Origin of the sequence: Gemmobacter serpentinus (assembly GCF_008973825.1) — a bacterium.
GTDB lineage: Bacteria > Pseudomonadota > Alphaproteobacteria > Rhodobacterales > Rhodobacteraceae > Gemmobacter > Gemmobacter serpentinus.
This window is the reverse complement of the sequence record NZ_WCHR01000017.1, coordinates 16527-41504: the sequence shown is the minus strand read 5'-3', so window position 1 is coordinate 41504 and position 24978 is coordinate 16527. Positions and strand designations below refer to the sequence as shown.

General features: G+C 63.3%; 25 protein-coding genes. 10 read left to right on the top strand and 15 right to left on the bottom strand.

Going from position 1 to position 24978, the window contains the following annotated elements; translation table 11 throughout:
* Positions 1–44 precede the first annotated feature (44 nt).
* The 3 genes from GBJ34_RS10400 to GBJ34_RS10390 all read left to right on the top strand — a co-directional run bounded on the left by GBJ34_RS10400 (position 45) and on the right by GBJ34_RS10390 (position 2273).
* Positions 45–740, top strand: a complete 696-nt coding sequence (locus GBJ34_RS10400; RefSeq protein ID WP_151719342.1) for a molecular chaperone DjiA — start codon at positions 45–47, stop codon at positions 738–740.
* Positions 737–1810: an endonuclease/exonuclease/phosphatase family protein gene (locus GBJ34_RS10395; protein WP_151719207.1), complete on the top strand. Its 1074-nt coding sequence runs from the start codon at positions 737–739 to the stop codon at positions 1808–1810. The genes GBJ34_RS10400 and GBJ34_RS10395 overlap by 4 nt, the downstream gene beginning before the upstream one ends.
* 76 nt (positions 1811–1886) lie before the next feature.
* Positions 1887–2273 (top strand): AAA+ family ATPase, encoded by a 387-nt coding sequence (locus GBJ34_RS10390; RefSeq protein WP_192931185.1) that lies wholly within the window; start codon positions 1887–1889, stop codon positions 2271–2273.
* A 21-nt stretch (positions 2274–2294) separates the two neighbouring features.
* Here GBJ34_RS10390 and GBJ34_RS10385 read toward each other — a convergent pair whose 3' ends face one another.
* The 7 genes from GBJ34_RS10385 to GBJ34_RS10355 all read right to left on the bottom strand — a co-directional run bounded on the left by GBJ34_RS10385 (position 2295) and on the right by GBJ34_RS10355 (position 10535).
* A complete protein-coding gene (locus GBJ34_RS10385) occupies positions 2295–3548 on the bottom strand; it encodes a helix-turn-helix transcriptional regulator (protein ID WP_151719206.1) in 1254 nt (417 codons plus the stop codon).
* A gap of 206 nt (positions 3549–3754) precedes the next feature.
* On the bottom strand, positions 3755–4738 hold the full coding sequence (locus tag GBJ34_RS10380; protein WP_404811421.1) for an ABC transporter substrate-binding protein: 984 nt from the start codon (positions 4736–4738) through the stop codon (positions 3755–3757).
* A 121-nt stretch (positions 4739–4859) separates the two neighbouring features.
* On the bottom strand, positions 4860–5747 hold the full coding sequence (locus GBJ34_RS10375) for an ABC transporter permease (RefSeq protein WP_404811420.1): 888 nt from the start codon (positions 5745–5747) through the stop codon (positions 4860–4862).
* The gene (locus GBJ34_RS10370; protein WP_151719205.1) at positions 5744–6607 is read right to left on the bottom strand and encodes an ABC transporter permease; all 864 of its coding nucleotides are present in this window, start codon (positions 6605–6607) and stop codon (positions 5744–5746) included. Before GBJ34_RS10370 ends, GBJ34_RS10375 begins: the two co-directional genes overlap by 4 nt.
* A gap of 149 nt (positions 6608–6756) precedes the next feature.
* Complete coding sequence (locus tag GBJ34_RS10365) at positions 6757–7551, bottom strand: ABC transporter ATP-binding protein (protein WP_151719204.1); 795 nt, start codon at positions 7549–7551, stop codon at positions 6757–6759.
* 211 nt (positions 7552–7762) lie between these two features.
* Positions 7763–9217, bottom strand: coding sequence for a dihydropyrimidinase (gene hydA / locus GBJ34_RS10360; protein WP_151719203.1), 1455 nt, complete (start codon positions 9215–9217; stop codon positions 7763–7765).
* 67 nt (positions 9218–9284) lie between these two features.
* Positions 9285–10535 carry a Zn-dependent hydrolase gene (locus tag GBJ34_RS10355; RefSeq protein WP_151719202.1) on the bottom strand — a complete coding sequence of 417 codons (1251 nt, stop codon included), beginning with the start codon at positions 10533–10535 and terminating at the stop codon, positions 9285–9287.
* Between the two features lie 154 nt (positions 10536–10689).
* On the opposite strand from GBJ34_RS10355, the gene GBJ34_RS10350 reads away from it, so the two are divergent.
* On the top strand, positions 10690–11340 hold the full coding sequence (locus GBJ34_RS10350) for a TetR/AcrR family transcriptional regulator (protein ID WP_151719201.1): 651 nt from the start codon (positions 10690–10692) through the stop codon (positions 11338–11340).
* 219 nt (positions 11341–11559) lie between these two features.
* On the opposite strand, the gene GBJ34_RS10345 is transcribed toward GBJ34_RS10350, so the two are convergent.
* The 3 genes from GBJ34_RS10345 to GBJ34_RS10335 all read right to left on the bottom strand — a co-directional run bounded on the left by GBJ34_RS10345 (position 11560) and on the right by GBJ34_RS10335 (position 14498).
* Positions 11560–12459: a hypothetical protein gene (locus GBJ34_RS10345; protein WP_151719200.1), complete on the bottom strand. Its 900-nt coding sequence runs from the start codon at positions 12457–12459 to the stop codon at positions 11560–11562.
* Positions 12460–12814: 355 nt separating this feature from the next.
* On the bottom strand, positions 12815–13111 hold the full coding sequence (locus GBJ34_RS10340; RefSeq protein ID WP_151719199.1) for a cupin domain-containing protein: 297 nt from the start codon (positions 13109–13111) through the stop codon (positions 12815–12817).
* 58 nt (positions 13112–13169) lie between these two features.
* Entirely contained in the window at positions 13170–14498 is a 1329-nt protein-coding gene (locus GBJ34_RS10335) for an aspartate aminotransferase family protein (protein WP_151719198.1), read from the bottom strand.
* Between the two features lie 236 nt (positions 14499–14734).
* Between GBJ34_RS10335 and GBJ34_RS10330 the strand changes: the two genes are divergently transcribed.
* From GBJ34_RS10330 to aat, 6 genes are all read left to right on the top strand, one after another.
* Positions 14735–15358: a TetR family transcriptional regulator C-terminal domain-containing protein gene (locus GBJ34_RS10330; protein WP_151719197.1), complete on the top strand. Its 624-nt coding sequence runs from the start codon at positions 14735–14737 to the stop codon at positions 15356–15358.
* A gap of 171 nt (positions 15359–15529) precedes the next feature.
* Positions 15530–15997 carry a hypothetical protein gene (locus GBJ34_RS10325; RefSeq protein WP_151719196.1) on the top strand — a complete coding sequence of 156 codons (468 nt, stop codon included), beginning with the start codon at positions 15530–15532 and terminating at the stop codon, positions 15995–15997.
* Between the two features lie 256 nt (positions 15998–16253).
* Positions 16254–18146: a potassium transporter Kup gene (locus GBJ34_RS10320; RefSeq protein ID WP_151719195.1), complete on the top strand. Its 1893-nt coding sequence runs from the start codon at positions 16254–16256 to the stop codon at positions 18144–18146.
* Between the two features lie 530 nt (positions 18147–18676).
* Positions 18677–19174: an acetyl-CoA carboxylase biotin carboxyl carrier protein gene (gene accB / locus GBJ34_RS10315; protein WP_151719194.1), complete on the top strand. Its 498-nt coding sequence runs from the start codon at positions 18677–18679 to the stop codon at positions 19172–19174.
* A 19-nt stretch (positions 19175–19193) separates the two neighbouring features.
* The gene (gene accC / locus GBJ34_RS10310; RefSeq protein WP_151719339.1) at positions 19194–20543 is read left to right on the top strand and encodes an acetyl-CoA carboxylase biotin carboxylase subunit; all 1350 of its coding nucleotides are present in this window, start codon (positions 19194–19196) and stop codon (positions 20541–20543) included.
* 114 nt (positions 20544–20657) lie between these two features.
* Entirely contained in the window at positions 20658–21302 is a 645-nt protein-coding gene (gene aat / locus GBJ34_RS10305) for a leucyl/phenylalanyl-tRNA--protein transferase (protein WP_151719193.1), read from the top strand.
* Here the strand turns inward: aat and GBJ34_RS10300 are convergent.
* The 5 genes from GBJ34_RS10300 to GBJ34_RS10280 all read right to left on the bottom strand — a co-directional run bounded on the left by GBJ34_RS10300 (position 21245) and on the right by GBJ34_RS10280 (position 24853).
* Entirely contained in the window at positions 21245–21676 is a 432-nt protein-coding gene (locus GBJ34_RS10300; protein ID WP_151719192.1) for a DUF2155 domain-containing protein, read from the bottom strand. The two genes, aat and GBJ34_RS10300, sit on opposite strands and share 58 nt — an antisense overlap.
* Positions 21673–22134, bottom strand: a complete 462-nt coding sequence (gene mlaD, locus GBJ34_RS10295; protein ID WP_151719191.1) for an outer membrane lipid asymmetry maintenance protein MlaD — start codon at positions 22132–22134, stop codon at positions 21673–21675. The genes GBJ34_RS10300 and mlaD overlap by 4 nt, the downstream gene beginning before the upstream one ends.
* Positions 22135–22152: 18 nt before the next feature.
* Positions 22153–22527, bottom strand: coding sequence for an NADH:ubiquinone oxidoreductase subunit NDUFA12 (locus tag GBJ34_RS10290; protein WP_151719338.1), 375 nt, complete (start codon positions 22525–22527; stop codon positions 22153–22155).
* A gap of 233 nt (positions 22528–22760) precedes the next feature.
* Positions 22761–24026, bottom strand: coding sequence for an ATP-dependent Clp protease ATP-binding subunit ClpX (clpX, locus tag GBJ34_RS10285; RefSeq protein ID WP_151719190.1), 1266 nt, complete (start codon positions 24024–24026; stop codon positions 22761–22763).
* A gap of 191 nt (positions 24027–24217) precedes the next feature.
* The gene (locus GBJ34_RS10280) at positions 24218–24853 is read right to left on the bottom strand and encodes an ATP-dependent Clp protease proteolytic subunit (protein ID WP_151719189.1); all 636 of its coding nucleotides are present in this window, start codon (positions 24851–24853) and stop codon (positions 24218–24220) included.
* Between the last annotated feature and the right edge of the window lie 125 nt (positions 24854–24978).

Genomic DNA, 24978 nt, shown 5'->3' with positions numbered 1-24978 from the left:
ATCTTGACCTGACAGCTTGGGCTTTCCCCGCTATTCTCATGCCCATGTCGATCTGGACCCGCATCTTCGAGGCGATTGCCGCATTGGCGCAGGGCGAAAGCCTGAGCGCCGTCTTTGACCGTCTGCGCAGCCCGCCCGAAGCCTGCCCGGAACGCACGGTCGCCTTCACCATTGCTGTGATTGCGCTTGGTGCCAAGATGGCAAAGGCCGATGGAGCGGTGACCCGAAACGAGGTCGCGGCCTTCCGCGAGGTGTTTCATGTGCCGCCTGAGGAGGAGGCCAATGCCGCGCGCGTCTTCAACCTCGCCCGGCAGGATGTCGCGGGCTATGACGCCTATGCCCGCAAGATCCGCACGATGTTTCAGGGCGACAGCCGGGTTCTGACCGACATTCTGGAAGGGCTGTTCCATGTCTCGGTGGCAGATGGCGATTATCATCCGGCGGAAGACGCCTTTTTGAACGAGGTCGCCAAGATCTTTGGCGTGGGCGAGGCCTGTTTCCGCGCCATCCGCGCCCGCCATGTGCCCGATGCGCCGCGCGACCCCTATGATGTGCTGGGTCTTGCGCCAGGGGCCTCGCTGGAAGATGCCCGTGCCGCCTGGAAGATTGCGGTGCGCGACAACCATCCCGACCGGCTGGTGGCGCGCGGCGTGCCCGCCGACGCGGTGGACTTGGCGCAACAACGGCTGATCGCCGTCAACTCCGCTTGGGAGGAAATCTCGGCCCGCGAGGCGGCATGAGTGTGATCGCGCTGCGCCCGACCGATCCCGTCCGTCCGCGGAATCTGCTTCGTCTTGCCAGCTGGAATATCGAATGGTTCACCGCGCTGTTCGATGATCTGGACCGCCCGCAAGAGGATCATCAGCCCGCCCATCGCCATGGCGTGACGCGGGGCGATCAACTGGCCGCCATCGCCATCGTCATGACCGCAATGCAGGCGGATGGCATCATGGTAATCGAGGCCCCCGACACCAATGGCAAGCGCAATTCGGTCCGCGCGCTGGAGAACTTTGCCCGTCGCTATGGCCTTGCGACGACCCGCGCGGTGAGCGGATTCAAGTCCGAAACCGAACAGGAGATCACATTCCTGTTCAATCCAGATCATATGCAGGTCCGCCATGATCCGCAGGGCAATCCGCGCTTTGACGGCACCTTCCATCACGACCTGAACGGCGATGGTCAGCCAGAGCCGATCCGCCCTTCCAAGCCACCGCTGGAACTGGAATTGCTGAGCCGTGGCCACAAGTTGCGGCTGATCGGGGTGCATGTGAAATCCAAGGCCCCCCATGGCGCGCGCAATCCGGCAGAGGCCAGCCGCATCGCCATCGAGAACCGCCGCAAGCAATTGGCGGAATGTCTCTGGCTGCGCCGTCGCATCGAAGATCAACTGGCCGCAGGCGATGATCTGATCGTGATGGGCGATTTCAACGATGGACCCGGGCTGGATGAGTTCGAACGTCTGTTCGGATATTCCGGCGTCGAGGTGGTGATGGGCATGGGCTGCCCGCCCGAGACGCAACTTTATGATCCCCATGCCGATATGGCGCTGAAAAGCCGGTTGCAGCCGACCACGGCACGGTTCTGGAACAATGGGTTGGAGCGGTATTTCGAGGCTCTGCTGGATTTCATCATGGTCTCGGCCCGGCTGCGGTCCGGCACTACGGCGCAGGATTGGCGGATCTGGCATCCGTTGAATGACCCGGCTTGCTGGAAGGTGCCGGAACTGCGTGATGCGTTGCTGACGGCATCCGATCACTTCCCGGTCACCCTGGATTTGCGGCTGGATCGCGCCGATCGCGCGCGGATCTGATCTGGACGCCTGCGCTTTCCCCTTTGATCCCGCAGCCCGCATTCCCATATTCTGCCCATCACAGAGGGGCCACGGGATGTATCACCAGATCACCACACCGCTGAAGATCGCAGGACTTTGCCTGATGCCGCTGCTTTCCCCATTTCCGGCGCAGGCGCAGGACAGCAACGAGGAACCCGGGCTGATGGAGCGCGGGGTGGAAATGTTTCTGCGTGGGCTGATTGACGAGGTCGGCCCCGAGGTCGGCCAGATGCAGGATGCGCTGAAAGCGATGCAGCCGGAGTTTGAAAAGCTCATCACCCTGATGGGCGACTTCAAGAATTACGAGACGCCCGAGCGGCTGCCCAATGGCGATATCCTGATCCGTCGCAAGGCGGGTGCGCCGCCTCCCGCCGATCTGCCGGGCGATGATGCGGGGCCGCCCTCGCCCGCGACGCCCCCCAATGATTCCATCGACCTTTAACCATCGGCCTTCATCCGGGCTTCACCCCAGAACCGATGCCTCGCGCCGCGCCGGGCATTCGGCCTCAGGGCAGATCCGGCAACTGGCCCCCACCCGCAATGCAGGCCCGGGTCCCGGCAGCATCGGGCGCAGCAACATCCCCGCCTGCCGCACTTCCGGCCCGGCAAAGCCCGATGGATGGCGCGCCTCGCCCCAAGCGAAAGCTGCGAAACGCTCGCCACGCCGGCCGGCCAGCGTGATCTCGGCTGCAACCGGCTGTGACGGGCGGGACAGGGCGGCAAATAGCGGCCAGATCGCGCAAGCCGCCCCGATGCGGGGCGGTCGAAATCCCGCAGCGGGCTTGCGAAAGGTCAAGGCCCCCGCCCCGTCGCAGATCACCAGCCCCTCGCCCGCGCCAGGCCGCGTCACGATGCGCCGCATCACCGCCAGCACCGGCACGCCAAAATGCGCCGCCAGCAACAGGGGATCGCCTGCGCAGGCCTCCATCATCTGGCTGAAGGCAGGCTCCGGCAGAGCGGCGGCATCCTCGCGCGCCTGATCCACCAGCCGCATCGCTTGATCGCGCGCCGACTGCGACGCGATCTGTGCCAGTTCCGCCGGACCTGCCGCGCTCAACTGCCAATCCTGCGCGGCCAGCCACTGATCCAGTTCCTCCTCCGGGGTCACGCTGCCCGCTGCCGCATCGCTGCCCGATCCCGCCAGATAGGTGACCAGAGACTCTGCCCCGCTCGCAAGCCGTTCGCTATCGGCATAAAGGTTTTTGTGGAAGCGGCGCTGCCAGTCAGGGTCGATATCCTCGGTCTCGGCCAGAATACCGGCGGTGGAGCGCACCGAACTGACCGCCGACAGCACCTCGTGCAGCGCCGCATCCAGATGCGGGTCATGGGCGATGCGGTCGTTCAATGCGGCCACCGCGCGTTCCAGTTGGCCGACGCGGGCATAAAGACCGGCCGTCACCCCCGCCCAGCCGGGAAAGCGGCCCTGAAACTCCTCAAGCCGGTCCAGTTCGGCCGCCTCAAAGCCCGGCTCTCCCGCCACGGCACGCAGGCTTTCGGCAAAGCCACTGGCGGCCCCTTCGGCCAACGCGCCGGGTTCTACCCCCAGCCGCGCCGCCAGCCGTAACAGCAACTCGCCGGTTGGCCGGCGGCGATTATGTTCGATCAGGTTGAGGTAGGATGCCGAGATACCGCAGTCGCGCGCCAGATCGGCCTGTCGCAACCCAAGCGCCAAGCGGCGCTCCCGCACCCGGCTTCCGGTCAACTCGTTCAAGGGCATCGGTCACCTCCACCCCAGAATTTACAGATGGCGGTAAAGTTTACAAAGCCCGAAATCGACAGCTATTCCCGCTGCTTGTCCGTCAAAGCAAACAGGCCGGGATAGCCCCGGCCTGTCGGTTTTTGCGCGCAATTCACCACCCATATTCGGGGCGGCGCATCTCAGGCGCTGTTCAGCGGTTGAGCATCAGGCCTCGGCTCGGCGCTTCAGTTCAGCGCCTTGTCCGAGATCTGATGCGTCCATGCCCCTTCCGGTGCCTTGGTGATCACCGGGTCCGACCCGCCCGACATCAACGCCGCCACCGTGCGTTCGTAATCGGCGGGGTCCAGCGTGCCATTGGAGCCTGCGGTCAGTTTCGCTACCTCACCCATCATGCGCTTCTGATGGCTTTCGGTCTGGGCGCCGGTCTCGTCATTCTCCAGCACGATCATCGCGGCCTCATCGGCGTTTTCTTCCGCATATTTCCAGCCTTTCATGCTGGCGCGGACGAATTTCACCATCTTGTCTTCAAAGGCCGGATCTTTCAGCTTGTCTTCCATGACGTAAAGGCCGTCTTCCAGCGTGGCCACGCCCTCATCTTCATATTTGAAGGTGATCAGATCCTCGGGCTTCACACCCGCATCGATCACCTGCCAATACTCGTTATAGGTCATGGTCGAGATGCAGGCCGCCTGCTTTTGCAGCAGCGGATCGACGTTGAAGCCCTGTTTCAATACCGTCACATCGCTGCCATCGGTCTTCAGGCCCAGCTTGTTCATCCAGTTCAGGAACGGGTATTCATTGCCGCCGAACCAGACGCCCAGCGTCTTGCCCTTGAAATCGGCAGGTGTCGCCACGCCGCTATCCTTCATGCAGGTCAGCATCATGCCCGATGATTTGTAGGGCTGCGCGATATTGACCAGCGCCAGACCCTTTTCGCGGGCCGCCAGCGCCGAAGGCATCCAGTCCACCACCACATCGGCACCACCGCCTGCAATCACCTGGGTCGGCGCCACATCCGGGCCACCGGGCAGGATGGTGACATTCAGGCCCTCTTCCTCATAAAAGCCCTTGTCCTTGGCCACATAATAGCCTGCGAACTGGGCCTGCGTGACCCATTTCAACTGCAGCGTGACATCTTCGGCCTGCGCGGCGCCGGTGGCAAGCGCCCCCGCACCAAGCGCCATGGCCATTGCAGTCGTTGCCGTCATCAGAAATTTCATCGTCCAGTACCTCCATGTGTTTGGGCAGGTTGTCGGGATTCGCCCCGTTCTGTCTGTGCCCGGTTCCGTTAGTGCCCAGTTCTGATAATGCCCGGTTCTCCGTTCTGTCCTAGTGCCGTTGCGACGGGTGCCAGAAGGTCACCCGCTTCTCGATCAGCGCGACTGCGCCGTAGAAGGCCGAACCGGCAAGGGCTGCCACCGCAATCTCGGCCCAGATCATCGGCAGGCCAAGCCGCCCGATCTCTGCCGTGATGCGAAAGCCCATGCCGACGATGGGACTGCCGAAAAATTCGGCAACGATGGCCCCGATCAGCGCCAGAGTGGTCGCGATCTTGAGGCCGTTGAACAGGAAAGGCATGGCGGCAGGCAGGCGCAGCTTGAACAGGCTTTGCCAGTAGCTGGCCGAATAGGTCGCCATCAGGTCGCGCTGCATGGCATCGGTGGCCTTGAGCCCCGCCACCATGTTCACCAGCACCGGGAAGAACACCATAATGACCACCACCGCCGCCTTGGAATGCCAGTCGAACCCGAACCACATCACCATGATCGGTGCGATGCCGACAATCGGCAAGGCCGCCACGAAATTGCCGACCGGCAGAAGCCCGCGCTGCAGGAACGGCGAGCGGTCGATCAGCACCGCGACCGCCACCGCAGCCCCGCAACCGATCAGATAGCCGCTGAGCGCGCCCTTGATGAAGGTCTGCAGAAAATCCGCCCAGAGGATCGGCAGGCTTTGCCCGATCTGTGCCCAGATATCCGATGGCGCAGGCAGGATCACCCGGCTGATCCCGAACAGCCTCGCCGCCATTTCCCACAGGAGCAGCAGCGTGACGCCAAAGATCAGCGGCACGATGCGCCGCGCCCAGGGGCTGCGGCTTTCCGACAGGCCCGCATTGATCAGCCAGAAGCCGAACCAGACCATCGCCATCAGCCCAAGCCGCACATCCACCGCAAACCCTGCCCCGGTCAGCACGGCCATGAAGAAAAGCCCCCTCATCGTGCAAGCCCCATCCGTTTCAGGGTCAGCCGCTCCGCCCAGCCGATCAGGGCCACGAGCGAGGCGGCCAGAATGGCCGCGGCGAATAAAGCCGCCCAGATCTGCACCGTCTGGCCGTAATAGCTGCCCGACAGCAGGCGCGAGCCAAGCCCCGCCACGGCGCCGGTCGGCAATTCGCCGACGATGGTGCCCACCAGCGAGGCCGCAACGCCAACCTTCAATGAGGCAAAGAGATAGGGCATGGAGGCCGGCAGCCGCAGTTTTGCGAAGCTCTGCACATCGCTGGCATTCCATGTGCGCAACAGATCCAGCTGCATCGCATCGGGGCTGCGCAGACCCTTCACCATGCCAACCACAACCGGGAAGAAGGACAGATAGGCCGAGATGATCGCCTTCGGCACGATGCCGGTCACCCCAAGGCTGTTCAGCACCACGATAATCATCGGCGCGATGGCCAGGATCGGGATGGTCTGGCTGGCAATCGCCCAGGGCATCACGCTCAGATCCATCGCCCGGTTATAGACGATACCGACCGCCAGCAGGATGCCCGCAGCCGACCCGAAGGCAAAACCCAGCAAGGTTGCCGAAAGCGTCACCCAGGCATGATAGACCAGCGAGCGTTTCGAGGTCACCTTTTGCCCGAAAAGGCCATCATACAGCCCCTTCGCCACCTGATGCGGCGCAGGCAGAACCGGGCGCTCCTGCCCCAGCGTCTCCACCACAAGCTCGGAAAATGCGACCTCGCGCCCGTCGCGCGCCGCCTGATCGCGCACCCAGGTCGCATTCATCCAGATCGCCGCCAGATACCAGATCCCGACAATCGCCAGCAGAACGGTCAGGATCGGCAAAATGCTACGCATATTGCCCTCCCCGAAGATCATCCCCGCGCCCGGTCGTCGCATCCCCGGGCCTGCCGGCATTTTCTGCCCCGAAATATCCTCGGGGGGTGAATTGCGCCAAAGGCGCAAGAGGGGGCGCGAGCGCCCCCCTGCCACGGCGGATGACAGGGTCACACTTCATCGCCATGCCCCGCCCGCAAACCTTCGCGCACCCGATGCGAGATTTCGATGAATTCCCGGCTGTCACGAATATCCAAAGGCCGCTCGCGCGGCAGCGGGCTGTCGATCACATCGGTGATCCGGCCCGGGCGCGGCGACATCACCACGATCTTGGTCGAGAGATAGACCGCCTCCGGGATGGAATGGGTGACAAAGCCGATGGTCTTGCCGGTCCGCGCCCAAAGTTTCAGCAATTCCTCATTCAGCCGGTCGCGCACGATCTCATCCAGCGCGCCGAAGGGCTCATCCATCAGCAGGATATCGGCGTCAAAGGCCAAGGCCCGCGCGATCGAGGCGCGCTGTTGCATCCCCCCCGACAGCTGCCACGGAAATTTCTTGCCGAAATTGTCCAGCTCCACCAGTTGCAGCACCTCGCGCACCCGGCGGTCCTGCTCCTCGCGCGAGAACCCCATGATCTCCAGCGGCAGGCGGATATTGCCGGCAATGCTGCGCCAGGGGTAAAGCCCCGCCGCCTGAAACACATAGCCATAGGCGCGGCTCCGACGCGCCTCGTCGGGAGTCATGCCGTTCACCGTCAGGCTGCCGCCCGTCGGATGTTCCAGCGCCGCAATACAGCGCAGAAATGTGGTCTTGCCGCAGCCCGATGGCCCGATGAAGCTGACAAATTCACCCTTGCCGATGCTCAGGTTCACGTCGCGCAGGGCCTGAACCGGACCGTCGGCGGTCTGGAACACCAGATCCAGCCCCCTCGCCTCGATCACCGCCTTGGGTTTTGCGTCCGTCATTCCACCCCGCCGGCAGGGGTCTGTCCCCTGCTCTTCATATCTCTGTCACCAATCCCCCGCATCATCACGCATTCAGGGAGGATATCATGAACACCAAAGCCACCTTCGCCTCATGGGCGGAGCAGGAAGAGATTTCTTTTGCGCCCCCGCTCCTGACCCTTGTCCCGCAACGTGACTGCCCGCAGGCAGAACCACGCGCGCCCATCCAGCGTCACACCCCGGTCGCCGGGATACCGCTGCGCTGAACCGGGCGCGGTGCGGTCAGGTCTTTCCAGGCCGAGAGCGCCCGGTTCACCGCCGGGCGCGCCGCGCGTCCGACAAACTGGCCATGGCCCTCCTGCCCGCGCATCTCGCCATCCTGCACAGCCACATGGCCGCGTGTCAGGGTAAAGCGCGGCAGGCCCTTCACCGCCTGCCCCTCGAAGACGTTGTAATCGATGCTGGATTGCTGCGCCCTGGCCGAGATGGTCTTTTCCTTCGCCGGATCCCAGACCACCAGATCGGCGTCGGCCCCCACCAGAACCGCGCCCTTTTTCGGGTAAAGGTTCAGGATCTTCGCGATATTGGTGCTGGTCACCGCCACGAACTCATTCGGTGTCAGGCGCCCGGTATTCACCCCATGCGTCCAGAGCATCGGCATCCGGTCCTCAAGCCCGCCGGTGCCGTTCGGGATCTTCGAGAAATCCCCCACGCCATAGCGTTTCTGATCGGTGGTGAAGGCGCAATGGTCGGTCGCCACGCAAGACAGGCTGCCCGATTGCAACCCGGCCCAGAGGCTGGCCTGATGCGCCTTGTCGCGGAAGGGCGGCGACATGACGCGCCGCGCCGCATGATCCCAGTCGGCATGGAAATATTCGCTGTCATCCAGCGTCAGATGCTGGATCAGGGGCTCGCCCCAGACCCGCTTGCCCGCCTGACGCGCCCGGCGAATGGCCTCATGCGCCTCCTCACAGGAGGTATGCACCACATAAAGCGGCACACCCGCCATATCGGCGATCATGATGGCGCGGTTGGTGGCCTCGCCCTCCACCTGCGGCGGGCGGGAATAGGCGTGGCCTTCGGGGCCATTGTTGCCCTCGGCCAGCAGCTTTGCGGTCAGCTCCGCCACCACATCGCCGTTCTCGGCGTGGACCATGGCCAGGCCGCCCAGATCGCCCACCCGGCGGAAGGATGCGAACATCTCGTCATCATTGACCATCAGCGCGCCCTTATAGGCCATGAAATGCTTGAAGGAGGTGATCCCCGCCTTCACGCTGTCTTCCATGCCCTGCCAGACCGCCTCGCCCCACCAGGTGATCGCCATGTGGAAACTGTAATCACAATGCGCGCGCGTGGTCTTGTTGTGCCAGGATTTGGCCGCATCCATCAGACCCTGACCCTGCCCCGGCAGAATGAAATCCACCACCATCGTGGTGCCACCTGCCAGCGCCGCCCGGGTGCCGCTTTCAAAATCATCGGCGGAATAAGTGCCCATGAAAGGCATTTCCAGATGGGTATGCGGATCAATCCCGCCCGGCATGATGAAGCATCCCGCCGCATCCAGAACCTTATCTCCCGAAAGGTTCGGGCCGATCTCGGTGATCACCCCGCCTTCAACCTTCACATCCGCCATATAGGACAGGTCCGCCGTGACCACTGTCCCGCCCTTGATCACTGTTGAGGCCATGATCCCCTCCCGATTTCATCTGTTCCTAAATATCCCGGGGTCCGGGGCAGCGCCCCGGGGCCTGCCCTCAGGACACCACGCCCGCCACGTCCAGCACTGCGTGCAGCAAGACATCCGTGCCCGCTGCCGCCCATTCCGGGCTGATCTCCTCGGCCTCGTTATGCGACAGGCCGCCCACACAGGGGCACATGACCATCACGGTCGGTGCCACGCGGTTGATCCAGCAGGCGTCGTGCCCCGCGCCCGAGATGATATCCATATGCGGATATCCCAGCCGCTCGGCGCTTGCGCGCACGATCTCGACCAAGCCCGGATCGAAGGTCACCGGATCGAAATGCCCGACCGCCTCGATGGCGCAATCAAGGCCCAGCTCAAGCGCCACGGCCTGCGCCGCGCGCTCCACCTCGGCACGCATCGCATCCAGCTTGCCCTGATCGGGGCTGCGGATATCGACGGTAAAGACAACCTTGCCCGGGATGACATTGCGCGAATTGGGGAAGACATTGACCTGCCCGATCGCGCCGACTGCACCGGGCTGATGGCTCATCGCGATCTGGTGCACCCGCTCCGTAATGCGCGCCATGCCGAGACCCGCATTGACCCGCATGTTCATCGGCGTCGATCCGGTATGGGCATCCTTGCCGGTCAGGGTGATTTCAAGCCACCACAGGCCCTGGCCATGGGTGACGACGCCGATGGTCTTGCCCTCGGCCTCCAGGATCGGGCCCTGCTCGATATGCAGCTCCAGCATGGCGTGCATCTTGCGCGCGCCGACCACCTCATCACCGACCCAGCCTATGCGCGCCAGTTCGTCGCCAAACACCTTGCCGTCCAGATCGGTGCGGCTTTTGGCGTAATCTTCGGTATGGATGCCCGCGAAAACGCCCGAGGCCAGCATGGCCGGGGCAAAGCGCGCGCCTTCCTCATTGGTCCAGTTGGTGACCACGATCGGGTGGCGGGTCTGCACGCCCAGATCATTCAGGCTGCGCACCACCTCCAGCGCGCCAAGCACGCCCAGCACCCCGTCATAGCGCCCGCCGGTCGGCTGGGTATCCAGATGGCTGCCCATATAGACCGGCAAGGCATCGGGATCGGTGCCGGGGCGGGTGAAGAACATATTGCCCATGGTATCGACGCCCATCGTCATACCTGCCGCCTCGCACCAGTCCTTGAACAGATGGCGGCCCGCATTGTCGGCATCGGTCAGGGTCTGACGGTTGCAGCCGCCCGCGACGCCGGGGCCGATCTCGGCCATCCGTTCCAGACTGTCCCACAACCGCGCGGAATTGATACGAAGATTCTCTCCGTGTGCTGGCATCAGCTTGCTCTCCCTGTCACCGCATCCCTTGCGGGGCCCGTCTTGTTGCAGGTCTTGCGGCGAATCTTTTCCTGACCGTATGGTCAAGGGGAAGGCTATACCTCCTGACCAACTGGTCAATAAAAATTCTGGTCTTGAAAGGAGCGTCCCGCCCATGGCCGAGGTCCCCCGCCCGTCAAGCCGCCCGCTCAAACGCAACGAGATCCGCGCGCAGAATGAGGCGCTTATTTTGCGGGCAGCGGAAAAAGTCTTTGCAGAGGCAGGGTTTGGCGGCGCAACCATGCAGTTGATCGCCGATCTGGCGGGGCTGCCCAAGGCCAATCTGCACTATTATTTTGCAACGAAAGAAGAGCTTTACCGCCGCGTCGTGCAGGATATTTTCGAGATCTGGCTGCAAGCGGCCGAGGCGATGGACGGGGCCGATACCCCCGCCGAGGGGCTGGGCGCCTATATCGAGGCCAAGATGGACATCTCGCGCCGCCACCCCGACGGCTCCAAGGTCTGGGCGTCCGAGGTGATGCATGGTGCGCCGGTCATTCAGGATTATCTGGAAACCACCCTGCGCGACTGGACGCGCGGGCGCGCCGCCCTGATCCAACGCTGGATCGATGAGGGGCAGATGGCCCCGGTCGATCCCGAACACCTGCTTTACATGCTGTGGGCCACCACCCAGCATTACGCCGATTTCGGCCATCAGATCGAGACACTGAACGCGGGCCAGCCGCTGTCGGATGCGCAATGGCGCGAGGCGACCGAGACGGTAAAGCAGATCATCCTGCGCGGCATTGGTGCCTTGCGGGATTAGGCGGAGGGCGGACGCGCTCAGGAAGGGTGCGTTTCACAGATGGAACAATGGCGCGCCATAACCGGGATCTCTGCCCCAGTCTCGGGCCAATCTCGGGCCGGTCTCGCCTCAGTCTCAGACCTGCCTCTGGTCTGCCGCGGGTCCGTCGCGGATCTATCGCAGCCATCCCCAAGCCTCCGCCACGTTGCGGCGCTCGATGCAGCCGCCCAGAGCCTTGCGTCAGTTCTGGACAGAAGGCGGTGTGTCTGTCGGCGGCGCTTCGGTCACAGGCGCATCGCCCGCAGGTCCGTCCACGGCCGGGGGCTCCATGACCGGGGGCGCAGCCCCGGCCTGTTCCGCGTCCCCCTCATCCGGCACGGCCCCCGGTGTCGGGATCGGGGTTGCTGTGATGCGCTTCTCGCCCTCGGGCAGTTCGGATCCCGGGGCCACCTCACCCGGGCGCAGCTTCGGTTCGGGCGCGGCTTCCAGCGCGGCAGGTGCCGCCCCCTCATCTGAACAGACATAAACGGCACCGCCAACCGCCACCGCCGTCACCATGACCGCGCCCAGCGCCGCCCCGATCCCCACACCTTCAACTGCGGTGGCACCGATCCCCACCAGCTGTTCGCCGATCACCGCCGCAGGGCCCTTGACCGAGACCACGCCGGTTGCGTGCAACAGGGTTTCCGTTCCGGCATCCACGGCCAGATCCTTCGTCATGCCTGCCCAGCGCCCGGCGGTCTGTTTGGAGCTGTTCACCCGCTGGCAGAACTGCTTCTTCGCAGTGCGGCAAGTCAGGAACCCGTCCCGATCCCCCAGATCATAGCCGATATAGGTGCCCAGCTTGCGGTCCCATTGCAGGCAGAACGGCGCGCGTTCGGCATCGGTCAGTTCCGGCGTGAAGGCGCGCAGCGTCACCAGCCCCGGGCAGGTGATCGCCTCGCCGCGCAGACCTGCCAGCTTCTGGCGCAGGGTCAGACTGTCTTGCAGCCCCTCGATCTCCGGGTCATAGGCGAACGTCACCGCCTCGCCCCGCATGGAAGTGGCACAGGTCACCAGATCCTGCGCCTGCACGGGCAGACCAAGGGTGAACAGCGGCAAGGTCAGAACAGGCAGGGCCAGCACGGGCAAAAGGCGCATCAGATCCTCAACGGGAATGATCCGGGGAAAGGCCCGGTGAAGGCCAGATAGCCATGGCCCAGCGCGCCCGGCAAGGCCCTGCCCGGTCAAACCACATCACGTCTTCCCGATAAGGCTCTACACACCGGCTACGCGGAGCAGGCTATGAAGGATCGGAGCAGGCGTCCGGCGGGATTCTGTTCCTGTATTGCATTGACAAAGCCGGCCCCCGCGCATGGCCAGCATACGGACGCTGCGCTCCCGGATATGACCGGACAGATCAGGCGGCACGGGACGGGCGGAGCAGGTCATACGGAGCGGATCAGACTGGTCCGCACTGACACGACAGATCAACCCCGTCTAATGGGACAGCACCTCACTTCAGCTCCACCTCGACGAAACTCATCGCCGCATCACCTGCATTGATCACATTATGCGCGGTGCCCTGCGGACGCGAATAGGCGCTGCCTGCCGGGATGAAGCTTTCCCGCGTTTCCCCATCGGACAATTCCAGCCGCAACGGGCAATCGGTCAGCGTGGTGATGACATAGTCATGCCCATGCACATGCCAGCCGGTTTCCGCCCCCGGCTCGAAATCATAGCGCCAGACCTTCACCCGCTCGGTCTCCATCAGCAGCGTGGCCATGGCCTGCAGCCGCATCTCGTCACACATTGTCGTCCCCTTGCCCCCAAAGGAAAACGGGCGCACCCTGCGGCGCGCCCGTCATAGATCATGCCAGCGATTTCAGCACATCGCCCAGTTTGCCGATCAGCTCGTCGATCTCGGATTTGGAGATGATAAGCGGCGGCGACATGGCGATGATATCGCCGGTGGTGCGGATCAGGATGCCTTTCTCATAGGCGGCAAGGAAGGCCGAGAAGGCGCGCTTGGTGGGTTCCCCCGCAATCGGCTCCAGCTCCACCGCGCCGATCAGGCCCATATTGCGGATGTCGATCACATGCGGCAGCCCCTTCAGGCTGTGCAGCGCATCGCCCCAATAGGTTTCCAGCTCTGCCGCGCGTTCAAACAGACCTTCTTCCTTGTAGGTATCCAGCGTAGCGATCCCTGCGGCCGAGGCAATCGGGTTGCCGGAATAGGTATAGCCGTGGAACAGCTCGATCATATGCTCGGGGCCGTTCATGAAAGCATCATGCACTTCCGCTGTGGTCAGCACCGCGCCCATCGGGATCACCCCGTTTGTCAGGCCCTTGGCGGTGGTCATCATATCGGGCAGCACATCGAAATGCTGGGCGGCAAAGGCCGAGCCCAGACGCCCGAAGCCGGTGATCACCTCATCAAAGATCAGCAGGATGCCGTGCTTCTTGGTGATGGCGCGCAGTTTCTCCAGATAGCCCTTCGGCGGCATCAACACGCCGGTGGAGCCCGCCATGGGTTCAACGATGACAGCAGCGATGGTTTCCGCCCCGTGCAGCGCCACGATCCGTTCCAGATCATCGGCCAGATTGGCACCATGTTCCGGCTGACCCTTGGTATAGGCGTTCAACTGCGGCAGATGGGTATGCGGCAGGTGATCAACGCCGGTCAGCAGGCTTCCGAACATCTTGCGGTTGCCGACGATGCCGCCGACCGAGATACCGCCGAAATTCACCCCGTGATAGCCGCGCTCGCGCCCGATCAGACGGGTGCGGGCCCCTTCACCACGCGCGCGGTGATAGGCGATGGCCATCTTCAGCGCGGTCTCCACCGATTCCGACCCGGAATTGGTGTAGAAGACATGCTCGATCCCCTTGGGGGCGATATCGATGATGCGGTTCGCCAGCTCGAACGCGATCGGATGGCCCATCTGGAAGGCGGGCGCATAATCCAGCTCTGCCGCCTGTTTCTGGATCGCCTCGGTGATCTTCGGGCGGCAATGGCCGGCATTGCAGCACCACAGGCCCGCGGTGCCATCCAGCACCTGCCGACCATCAGCGGTGGTGTAATGCATGTCCTTGGCCGCCACGAACATGCGCGGGTTCTTCTTGAACTGGCGATTGGCCGTGAACGGCATCCAGAACGCGTTGAGGTCATTGGGCGAAGGTTTGCGATCCAGTGCCATATCGGCTCTCCCGGTTTGGCCGCCATTCTTGCATCGGGGCGGCTTGATTTCCCTGACCGCAGGATCAAACATCGGGAAGTGCCCCGTTGCCCCGCCCGATCCGCCATCCCCGGCCGATCAGGGCAGCCCCTGCGTTCGATTGCATATTGACGCCTTTGCCCGCTTCGCTCAATCGGGTTCGGCCTTCGGAACCGTCTGAAAGCGACATTTTGATCAAATACGGGACAGGAGAGCCGATGCCCCGCAGCCGACCGCAGACCCGGATCCAGCAAAAGAACTCGGAAGCGATTCTGGAAGCCGCGCTGGAGGTGTTTTCCCAGGCGGGCTTTCGGGGCGCGACGCTGGACCAGATCGCCGAGGGGGCGGGCCTGTCAAAGCCCAATCTGCTGTATTACTTCCCCTCCAAGGAGGCGATCCATGCCGCACTGATCCAGGGGCTTTTGCAGATCTGGCTGGATCCGCTGCGCGCGCTCGATCCTGCGGGCGACCCGGTGGCCGAGATCCTCGGCTATATCCGCCGCAAACTGGAATTGAGCCGGGACTTTCCGCGCGAAAGCCGTCTCTTTGCCAATGAAATGCTGCAAGGCGCGCCGCGTGTGCAAGGCCCCTTGCAGGATGATCTGAAACCGCTGGTCGACGAAAAAGCTGCGGTGATTGCCCGATGGGTGACCGAAGGACGTCTGGCCCCCGTCGATCCCTATCACCTGATCTTCTCGATCTGGGCCACGACCCAGCATTATGCGGATTTTGACGTGCAGGTCCGCGCCATGCTTGGCCCCGGCCATGATCCCTTTGCCGAGGCGCAGACCTTCCTTGATCACCTGTTCCGCAGCAGCCTGACACCGCCCGGAAAGTCATAACGCACCCAGCCGCTGCGGCGCTTAAAATCCTGCATAATCCGTCAAACGGTTAACCCTGATAACACGAGCCTTCGGCACCAATCCGGGGCAGGATGTCTTCTCAGGGGGTATCGTGACGCGTCGGGGCTTTCGTTGGGGAATCTGCCCTGCGCTTTAGATCGGGGTGAAGACATGGATATTGCAGTGACTGGCATCCGGTCGGGTCAGGCCATCGCCGCCTTGCCCGCCGTCAATGAAGGGGCCGTGACCGGCGCGCAGGGCCATGCGGCCCCCGCTGAAGACCGTGCCATCCGCGTGCAACAGGTCGAGGCGCGTGACGCCGTGCATGAGGCGCGCAACCCGGCCCCGCAGATCCTGCAGCTTCAGGCCGCAGATAGTGTCGCGCGCCTTGCGATCACCCAGACCGACCCGGCCCGGCAGGTGGATGCGCGCACAGCCGCCGTCGCAGACCGCAACGGGCTGCAGATTCGCGCCCATCGCGCCTATTCCGAAACATCGGGGATGGAGGCCGAGGTGCGCGCCCTGATCGACCGGGTGGTGCTTTTGCCGGAAAAGGGCGATCTCTCTCTGGAGGCCTCCAAACTGCCCCCCTATGGCCCGCCCCCGTTCGGCCCGCCTTCGGAGACGACGAACGGCTGATCCATCATGGCGGATCCATCGCGGAGCCTGTCGCCACCGGCTGCGCGCAAGCAGTCGCGCGGGATACAGTCATGCTCCGCATCACTCAGGCACCATCAGGCGGTCTTGTCGCGCGCCATTGCTTTTCCGCCGCACCCCCCCCGGAGGCACGGACAGAGCGATTTGCCACCACCAGATCACATTTCATGTCAGCACCTGACATCCTCGTGAGGGCGGTGTATCCAGAGCGCCACGCGAATCCTCATACGGTCTTATCGTGTCGCAAGCTGCCTCAGGCGCATCGCATACCCCCCACCCGCAAAGCTCGCTCGCCAAACTGACCCTCGGGGCCATTGGTGTCGTCTATGGTGATATCGGCACAAGCCCGCTTTATGCCATGCGCGAATCGCTCCATGCCGCATCGCGTGACGGCTTGACGCGCGCAGATGTACTGGGGGTGATTTCGCTGCTGATCTGGACCCTGATGCTGATCGTGACGTTGAAATACGTCATCCTCATCATGCGCGCGGATAATGATGGCGAGGGCGGCACGCTCTCGCTGATTGCGCTGGTGCAACGCGCGGTCAAGGCTCCCTCCAGCGTGCTGCTGGCCATCGGGGCGGTCGGTATCTCGCTGTTCTTTGGGGACGCGATGATTACCCCTGCCATGTCGGTCCTGTCAGCGGTGGAGGGCACGGCGCTTGTCGCCCCCGGGATGCAGAGCTTCGTGGTGCCGATCACCCTTGGCATCATCATCGCGCTGTTTGCCGTGCAATCGCGCGGCACCGAGGCCGTGTCGGTGCTGTTCGGCCCGATCATGGTGATCTGGTTCCTGACCATGGCCGGGCTTGGCCTCATGCATATCCGCGACGATCTGGGCATCTTTGCCGCCCTTGATCCGCGCCATGCCCTGGGCTTTCTGATCAATAACGGCTTTGCCTCCTTCATCGTGCTGGGATCGGTGTTTCTGGCGGTGACGGGGGGCGAGGCGCTTTATACAGATATGGGCCATTTCGGGCGCCGCCCGATCCGGCTGGCCTGGGGGGTGCTGGTGCTGCCCGCGCTGACCCTCTCCTATCTTGGTCAGGGCGCGATGGTCTTGGCCCATCCCGAGCGCGCGCATAACCCCTTCTTCCTGCTGGCCCCCGACTGGGCGCTGCCTGCCCTGGTCGTGCTGGCCATGGCCGCCACCGTCATCGCCAGCCAGGCGGTGATTTCCGGCGCATTTTCTGTGGCCAAGCAGGCGGTGCAGATGGGGCTTTTGCCGCGGATGCAGATCCGCCACACTTCCGAGACGCAATATGGCCAGATCTTCATGCCGAAGGTGAATGGCATCCTCTCCTTTGGGGTGGTGTTGCTGGTTCTGGCCTTTGGCACCTCTTCCGATCTGGCCTCGGCCTATGGCATCGCGGTGACAGGCGATATGGTCATCACCTCGGTTCTGGCGATCTTCCTGCTCCATCGCGCCTGGAAATGGCCGCTCTGGCTGACGCTTGCGGTGATGCTGCCGCTGATCACGCTGGAAGGGCTGTTTCTCGCCGCCAACCTGACCAAAGTCGCCGATGGCGGCTATATCCCGATCCTGTTCGCCGCCCTGCTTTGCCTGGTGATGTGGACCTGGGTGCGTGGCGTGGCGCATGTGCGGCGCAAATCGCGTGACAACTCCATCGGGCTCGACGATCTGCTGCGGATGCTGGACAAATCGCCGCCAGTCGAGGTGCCGGGCACGGCCGTCTTCCTGACTGCCGAACCCGATATGGCGCCGCCCGCGCTGATGCACAATCTCAAGCACAACCGCGTGCTGCATCGGCAGAACTTTGTCGTCACCGTGACCGTTGCCCCGGAACCCGCCGTGCCGGAAGATCGGCGGCTGAGCCTGACCCGGATCAATGACCGCTTCGTGAAGGCCAATCTCACCTTCGGCTATATGGAAGATCAGAACGTGCCGCGCGGCCTCGCCCTTGCCCGCAAACAGGGCGAGAAGCTCGATATCATGACCACCTCCTTCTTCCTCAACCGGCGCAGCTTCCGCACCTCAAGCCATGAGGAAATGCCGCAATGGCAGGAACGGCTGTTCATCATGCTGGCCAAGGGTGCAACCAACGCGACCGAATTCTATCGCCTGCCCTCCAACCGGGTGATCGAACTGGGCCAGCAACTCACGATCTGAGCGGCGCGACAGGCAAGGGGCGCTCGCACCCCTTGGCTCTGAGACCCAATGCACCAAATGGGCGCGCAACCTGATGAGATTTTTGGAACAGACGAATGAAAGCGCCGTCTTTCGCTCATCTGTTCAAAAATATCCTCGGGGGGAGGCTCCGCAGGAGCCGGGGGGCAGACAGCCCCCCGGCTGACCTCAGCCAAAGGACGCATCGCAGGGACATATCGCGCGCCAGGTCACCCAAGCGCATCGCAGGACGGGCCTGTCGCAATGGACGGCCTTCATTGCCGTCGTTTCTGGGCCCATCGCGGCGCTGTTCGCTGCCGCCTTGCGAGACACGCGGTAAACGCGCCTTGCAACGGCCCTGACATTCCTTGCCCTGCGCTGTCGCCCGCCTGTGGAAAACCTGCCAGATCTGCGGCAAAGGCAGGCTTTTCAGCCCTGCCCGCCTCGCGTATAAGGACGGCCAGCCGGCGGGGCCTGCTTGCGCAAACAGGGTGCAGGGGCCAGATCTGCCAAACAACACAAACGAGGATGGCATGAGCAAACATTCCCCCGACGCCGATGTGGCTTTCATTCAGGCGCTGGCCGAGCTTCTGAACAAGAACGAGCTGACCGAGCTGTCGGTGAAACGCGAATATGGCGAGGATGACAGCCTCGAAGTGCGCGTGGTGAAACAGGCCAATATCGTGACGACCGCCATGGCCGCCCCGGCCGTGACCTATGCCCCGGGCCCGGCCCCGGTCGCCGCAGCCGCGGGCGCTGCAGCGCCCGCCGCCTCGCCGGAAGATCCGGCCCAGCATCCGGGTGCCGTGACCTCGCCCATGGTGGGCACGGTCTATCTCGCCGCCGAGCCGGGTGCCCCGGCCTTTGTCGCAGTGGGGGCCACCGTGACCGAAGGCCAGACCCTGCTGATCATCGAGGCGATGAAGACGATGAACCACATTCCCGCCCCCAAGGCCGGCGTGGTGAAGCGCATCCTCGTCTCCGACGGCACCCCGGTCGAATTCGGCGCGCCGCTGATGATCATCGAGTGAGGGGCCGCGCGTGACCCAGATCTTCGATAAAATCCTGATCGCCAACCGGGGCGAGATCGCCCTGCGGGTGATCCGCGCCTGCCGCGAAATGGGGATCAAATCGGTCGCGGTGCATTCCACCGCTGACAGCGATGCGATGCATGTCCGCATGGCGGATGAAAGCGTCTGCATCGGCCCCGCCTCCTCGGCGCAAAGCTATCTGAACAAGGCCGCGATCATCTCGGCCTGCGAGATCACCGGCGCGCAGGCGGTGCATCCGGGCTATGGCTTCCTGTCGGAGAATGCGGGTTTTGCGCAGGCTCTGGCCGATCACGACATCACCTTCATCGGTCCGACCGCCCAGCATATCCGCATCATGGGCGACAAGATCACCGCCAAGGAAACCGCCAAGGAACTTGGCATTCCGGTGGTGCCGGGTTCGGCGGGCGGCGTCCCGGATGTGGAAGCTGCCCTGCAGGTGGCTGCCGAGATCGGTTATCCTGTCATCATCAAGGCGACCGCCGGTGGCGGTGGCCGCGGCATGAAGGTTGCAACCTCGCCCACCGATCTGGAGATTGCCTTCCGCACCGCAAGGTCGGAATCCAAGGCGGCCTTCGGCAATGACGAGGTCTATATCGAGAAATACCTGCAAAAGCCGCGCCATATCGAGATTCAGGTCTTTGGCGATGGAAAAGGCAATGCGGTGCATCTGGGCGAGCGCGACTGTTCCTTGCAGCGCCGTCACCAGAAGGTGTTCGAGGAGGCGCCCGGCCCCTGCATCACGCCGACGATGCGCAGCGAGATCGGCGAGGTCTGCGCCAGCGCGATGCGCAAGCTGAAATATATCGGCGCGGGCACCATCGAGTTCCTGTATGAAGACGGACGCTTCTACTTCATCGAGATGAACACCCGCCTGCAGGTGGAGCATCCGGTGACCGAGGCGATCTTCGGCATTGATCTGGTGCGCGAACAGATCCGTGTCGCCGCAGGCCTGCCGATGTCGGTGACCCAGGATGATCTGGAGATCAACGGCCATGCCATCGAGGTGCGGATCAATGCCGAGAAGCTGCCGAATTTCGCACCCTGCCCCGGCAAGGTGAACGTGTTCCACGCCCCCGGCGGACTTGGGGTGCGGATGGATTCGGCGCTTTATGGCGGCTATTCGATCCCGCCCTATTACGACAGCCTGATCGGCAAGCTGATCGTGCATGGCCGTGACCGGCCCGAAGCCTTGGCGCGTCTGAAGCGCGCCCTGGGTGAGCTGATCATCGACGGGGTGGAAACCTCGGTGCCGCTGTTCCACATGCTGCTGGCCGAGCCCGATATCCAGAACGGGGATTACAATATCCACTGGCTGGAAAAATGGCTGGCGGCGCAGTTCGGCAGCTGATGCTTGACGCCCGGGCGTGGCACTGTTGGCCAGCGCCCGGGGGTTTCACACCCCCGGACCCCCGTGGGATATTTTTGAACAGATGAGGGGGGCCGGGCTTTGGAGCGGCCCCCTTTGTCATCAGAGATCACGCCAGAGCTGTTGTTGCGCGCCTATGCGATGGGGGTGTTTCCCATGGCCGACAGCGCCGATGCGCAGGGTCTGCATTGGGTGGAGCCGCGCCATCGTGGCATCCTGCCGCTGGACGGGTTCCACATCTCACGCAGCCTGGCGCGCGAGATGCGCAAGGGCGGCTATGAGATCGCGGCCAATCGCGATTTCGCGGGCGTGGTGCGGGCCTGCGCCGACCGACCCGAAACCTGGATCAATGGCCAGATCTTTGACCTGTATGTGGCGCTGCATGACATGGGCCATGCCCATAGTCTGGAATTGTGGGAGTATGGTGCGCTGAGGGGCGGCACCTATGGCGTGACGCTGGGCCGGGCCTTCTTTGCCGAAAGCATGTTCTCGCGCCGCAGATCGGCCTCGAAGATCGTTCTTGCGCATCTGGTGGAGCGGCTGTCGGCGCGCGGGTTTGTTCTGATGGACACCCAGTTCCTGACGCCGCATCTGGCCAGCCTTGGTGGCATCGAGATCAGCCGCGCCGCCTATCAGGCACGGCTGAAGGCGGCCCTGCAGGGCGAGCCCGCCCGTTTTGTCGATCAGCCTTCTTGCGGGGCCTCGAAATCCTCAGGCAGCGCCGGCGGCGGCTCGACCTGAAGCTCGGGCTGGTCCGGGGTCAGGCAGCGCAGCACCCAGACATCGAAACGCGGATGTTCCAGCGCCGACATGGCAGGGCTCGAGGCCACCATCCAGCCGGAAAATGCGGGGGCGGTCGCGCCTTCCTCCATCACGGTCAGATGGGCAAAGGCATCGGAAGCCGGATTGGCGCTCGGATAGCGGCATTCATCCAGCTGGATGGTCAGACGGCCAGAGATTGCAGCCTGGCCATTGGCCAGCTCGATATCCGCCGTCTCGCCAGTCATCTTGTCGAGCCAGCGCAGGATGCCGCCCGGCGCCTTGGTCACCTGTTGCGCGGCCAGCGGCGACGCCGCTGTGCAGGCAATCAGCAGGGCCAGGGCTGCGGATTTCATTGCGCCAGCGCGTCCTGTGCGCTGTTGCCCACGAATTTCATCAAGAGGCCGATCAGGCTGACCGAACCTTGGGTATCCTCAATCTCGGAGCCTGCCACCAGATTTTCGGTGGACCCGCCGGGGCGCAATTCGATGTAATTGCCGCCCAACAGCCCCTCGGACGAAACCAGTGCCGCCGAATCGTCGGGCAGATGCACCGCATCGCGCAGCGTCAGCACCGCATCGGCATAGAATGTCTGCGGGTTGAGGTCGAGCCGCGACACCGTGCCGACCTTGACGCCCGCCAGCCGCACATCGGTGCCGACCTTGATGCCCTCGGCCGATTGGAACGAGGCGGTCAGATCATAGCTGCTGCCAGCCGAGCCAAACCCCATGCCCTGTGCGGCAAAGGCCAGAAAGCCGATCGCCACGGCCAGAACCGCTGCACCTGCAAGAACTTCGGTGGTATTTTCCGACATATATCCCCTCCTGGCACCTTATTCCGGCTGCCAGGCCTCATAATCCGGGCGTGCCACCGGGGCCCCTTTGCGAATGGAGCCGGCAGGTGCATAGGCGGCCTGCGTGCCGGTCAGGTTTTCCTGATGCGGCTGCTCCCAGGCCTTGTGTTTCAGCGGCGCCTTGGTCGGCGGCTGATCCCAGGTGCGATGCAGCCAGCCATGCCAATCGGGCGCGATGCGGCTGCCCTCGATGGCACCGTTATAGATGACCCAGCGGCGCTTGCCGTCCCGGGTTTCGTAATAGACATTGCCCTGATCGTCTTCGCCGACTTTCACACCCTTGCGGGCGGTGAACAGCTGGGTGCCGAATGTCTGCCCGTCCCACCAGGTGAAGACGCGCTTGAGGAAAGACAACATCAGGGATCTCCGGTTACCTGTGCCCTGATATGGCGCAAATGGGGCCGAAGGTCCAGTGGCAAGCGCCCCTTGTGACCGGGCCACGATCACCCTCGCGCGAGAAATTGCAAGGCCATTGCCAAGCCCGCCGCGGCTCTGCCTCTGGCGCGGCCATTCCCCCGGCGATCCCCCGCCAAAAACAAAAGGCAGGCCATTGGCCTGCCTTTTGCGATCCGTCAGCGCGCAGGCCCTCAGCCCGCGTTCGCGGTCTCTTTTTTCTTCGGCTCGCTATGCACCAAAAGCGGCTTGGCACCTGCATTCACCGCCTCGTCATTCACCACCACTTCGGAAATGTCATCCATCCCAGGCAGTTCGAACATGCTGTCGAGCAGGATGTCTTCCATGATCGAGCGCAAGCCACGCGCGCCGGTCTTGCGCTTGATGGCGCGTTTGGCGATCGAGGACAGGGCCTCGGGGGTGAAGGTCAGCTTCACGCTCTCGATTTCGAACAGGCGCTGATACTGTTTCACCAGCGCGTTCTTCGGCTCGGTCAGGATGGTGACCAGCGCCGCTTCATCAAGGTCATTCAGCGTCGCAACCACCGGCAGACGGCCGACAAATTCGGGGATCAGCCCGTATTTCAGCAGATCTTCCGGCTCCAGCTCAAGGAACAGCTCGCCCACGCCGCGCTCATCCGGGCCCTTGACCGCGGCCCCAAAGCCGATGCCCGAGCCCTTGCCGCGCTGCGCGATGATCTTGTCGAGGCCCGCAAAGGCACCACCACAGATGAACAGGATGTTCGTCGTGTCCACTTGCAGGAATTCCTGCTGCGGATGCTTGCGCCCGCCCTGCGGCGGCACGGAGGCCACGGTGCCCTCCATGATCTTCAGCAGGGCCTGTTGCACGCCCTCGCCCGAGACGTCACGGGTGATCGAGGGGTTTTCCGACTTGCGGGTGATCTTGTCGACCTCGTCGATATAGACGATGCCGCGCTGCGCGCGTTCGACATTATATTCGCTGGCCTGCAACAGCTTGAGGATGATGTTCTCCACATCCTCGCCGACGTAACCGGCTTCGGTCAGCGTCGTTGCATCGGCCATGGTGAAGGGCACATCCAGAATGCGCGCCAGCGTCTGCGCCAGAAGCGTCTTGCCGGTGCCGGTCGGGCCGATCAGCAGGATGTTGGATTTGGCCAGCTCGATATCCTGTTTCGAGGAATGATTGAGCCGCTTGTAATGGTTGTGGACCGCAACCGACAGCACGCGCTTGGCGCGTTCCTGCCCGATCACATAATCATCCAGCACCTTGCAGATGTCGCGCGGGGTCGGCACGCCATCGGTGCTTTTCAGCCCCGTGGCCTTGGTTTCCTCGCGGATGATGTCCATGCACAGCTCGACGCATTCGTCGCAGATGAACACGGTCGGTCCCGCGATCAGCTTGCGCACCTCATGCTGGCTCTTGCCGCAGAACGAGCAGTAGAGGGTGTTCTTGCTGTCGCTGCCGGAATTCGTCGCCATTGTCTTCCTCTGCCGAGCGCCCCGAAAGGGGCCATTTTGCCGAGCGCCCCAGAGGGGCAATTTTAAAAGCCTAGGCCAAAGCCGCCGCCTTCACAATCCCGAAACATTGCCCCATCCGGGGCCGCGACATCGGGGCCGTACCCCGGTGCCAAACCTGCCCGACAGTGTAAATCTGTCGGGCAAGCCCTTGATTACTTGGCTTCGTCGCCCTCAGACTTGCCGCGGTTCTCGACGATCTCGTCGATCAGACCCCAGGCTTTGGCGTCTTCGGCTGACATGAAATTGTCCCGCTCAAGGCCGGCTTCAACCGTCGCATAGTCATTGCCGGTATGCTTGACATAGATCTCGTTCAGGCGGCGCTTCAGCTTTTCGGTCTCGCGCGCGTGGATCATGATGTCGGTGGCCTGACCCTGATAGCCGCCCGAGGGCTGGTGGACCATGACGCGGCTGTTGGGCAGCGAGAAGCGCATCCCCTTTTCGCCCGCGGTCAGCAGCAAGGACCCCATCGAGGCCGCCTGCCCGATCACCAGCGTGGAGACCTTGGGCTTGATATACTGCATCGTGTCATAGATCGACAGGCCCGAGGTCACCACACCGCCGGGGCTGTTGATATACATCGAGATTTCCTTGTTCGGATTCTCCGCCTCAAGGAACAGCAGTTGCGCGCAGATCAGGCTCGACATGCCGTCATGCACCGGGCCGGAGAGGAAGATGATCCGCTCCTTCAACATGCGCGAGAAAATGTCATAGGCGCGCTCGCCCCGGCTGGTCTGTTCAACGACCATCGGGACAAGGGTATTCATGTAAAAGTCGACCGGATCTTTCATCATCGCCTGCCTGTGTTCTGTAACCAAAGCCATATCGCCGAGTTCTTACCCGAGTCTTAGTGTCGCGCGCCGGGGGCTGCAAGGGCTGGCCCCAAGGAAGCCGGGATGTCCCCCGCATGGGCGGG

What these genes read in the sequence shown, in the direction of transcription:
- GBJ34_RS10380 (WP_404811421.1), bottom strand. Translation starts at nt 4,738, where the DNA reads ATGACGGCAACGACTGCAATGGCCATGGCGCTTGGTGCGGGGGCGCTT.
- GBJ34_RS10395 (WP_151719207.1), top strand. Translation starts at nt 737, where the DNA reads ATGAGTGTGATCGCGCTGCGCCCGACCGATCCCGTCCGTCCGCGGAAT.
- GBJ34_RS10370 (WP_151719205.1), bottom strand. Translation starts at nt 6,607, where the DNA reads ATGCGTAGCATTTTGCCGATCCTGACCGTTCTGCTGGCGATTGTCGGG.
- GBJ34_RS10390 (WP_192931185.1), top strand. Translation starts at nt 1,887, where the DNA reads ATGTATCACCAGATCACCACACCGCTGAAGATCGCAGGACTTTGCCTG.
- GBJ34_RS10330 (WP_151719197.1), top strand. Translation starts at nt 14,735, where the DNA reads ATGCCCCGCAGCCGACCGCAGACCCGGATCCAGCAAAAGAACTCGGAA.
- GBJ34_RS10335 (WP_151719198.1), bottom strand. Translation starts at nt 14,498, where the DNA reads ATGGCACTGGATCGCAAACCTTCGCCCAATGACCTCAACGCGTTCTGG.
- GBJ34_RS10340 (WP_151719199.1), bottom strand. Translation starts at nt 13,111, where the DNA reads ATGTGTGACGAGATGCGGCTGCAGGCCATGGCCACGCTGCTGATGGAG.
- GBJ34_RS10365 (WP_151719204.1), bottom strand. Translation starts at nt 7,551, where the DNA reads ATGACGGACGCAAAACCCAAGGCGGTGATCGAGGCGAGGGGGCTGGAT.
- GBJ34_RS10375 (WP_404811420.1), bottom strand. Translation starts at nt 5,747, where the DNA reads ATGAGGGGGCTTTTCTTCATGGCCGTGCTGACCGGGGCAGGGTTTGCG.
- GBJ34_RS10385 (WP_151719206.1), bottom strand. Translation starts at nt 3,548, where the DNA reads ATGCCCTTGAACGAGTTGACCGGAAGCCGGGTGCGGGAGCGCCGCTTG.
- accB (WP_151719194.1), top strand. Translation starts at nt 18,677, where the DNA reads ATGAGCAAACATTCCCCCGACGCCGATGTGGCTTTCATTCAGGCGCTG.
- GBJ34_RS10350 (WP_151719201.1), top strand. Translation starts at nt 10,690, where the DNA reads ATGGCCGAGGTCCCCCGCCCGTCAAGCCGCCCGCTCAAACGCAACGAG.
- clpX (WP_151719190.1), bottom strand. Translation starts at nt 24,026, where the DNA reads ATGGCGACGAATTCCGGCAGCGACAGCAAGAACACCCTCTACTGCTCG.
- GBJ34_RS10280 (WP_151719189.1), bottom strand. Translation starts at nt 24,853, where the DNA reads ATGAAAGATCCGGTCGACTTTTACATGAATACCCTTGTCCCGATGGTC.
- hydA (WP_151719203.1), bottom strand. Translation starts at nt 9,217, where the DNA reads ATGGCCTCAACAGTGATCAAGGGCGGGACAGTGGTCACGGCGGACCTG.
- GBJ34_RS10355 (WP_151719202.1), bottom strand. Translation starts at nt 10,535, where the DNA reads ATGCCAGCACACGGAGAGAATCTTCGTATCAATTCCGCGCGGTTGTGG.
- mlaD (WP_151719191.1), bottom strand. Translation starts at nt 22,134, where the DNA reads ATGTCGGAAAATACCACCGAAGTTCTTGCAGGTGCAGCGGTTCTGGCC.
- GBJ34_RS10345 (WP_151719200.1), bottom strand. Translation starts at nt 12,459, where the DNA reads ATGCGCCTTTTGCCCGTGCTGGCCCTGCCTGTTCTGACCTTGCCGCTG.
- GBJ34_RS10400 (WP_151719342.1), top strand. Translation starts at nt 45, where the DNA reads ATGTCGATCTGGACCCGCATCTTCGAGGCGATTGCCGCATTGGCGCAG.
- GBJ34_RS10325 (WP_151719196.1), top strand. Translation starts at nt 15,530, where the DNA reads ATGGATATTGCAGTGACTGGCATCCGGTCGGGTCAGGCCATCGCCGCC.
- GBJ34_RS10300 (WP_151719192.1), bottom strand. Translation starts at nt 21,676, where the DNA reads ATGAAATCCGCAGCCCTGGCCCTGCTGATTGCCTGCACAGCGGCGTCG.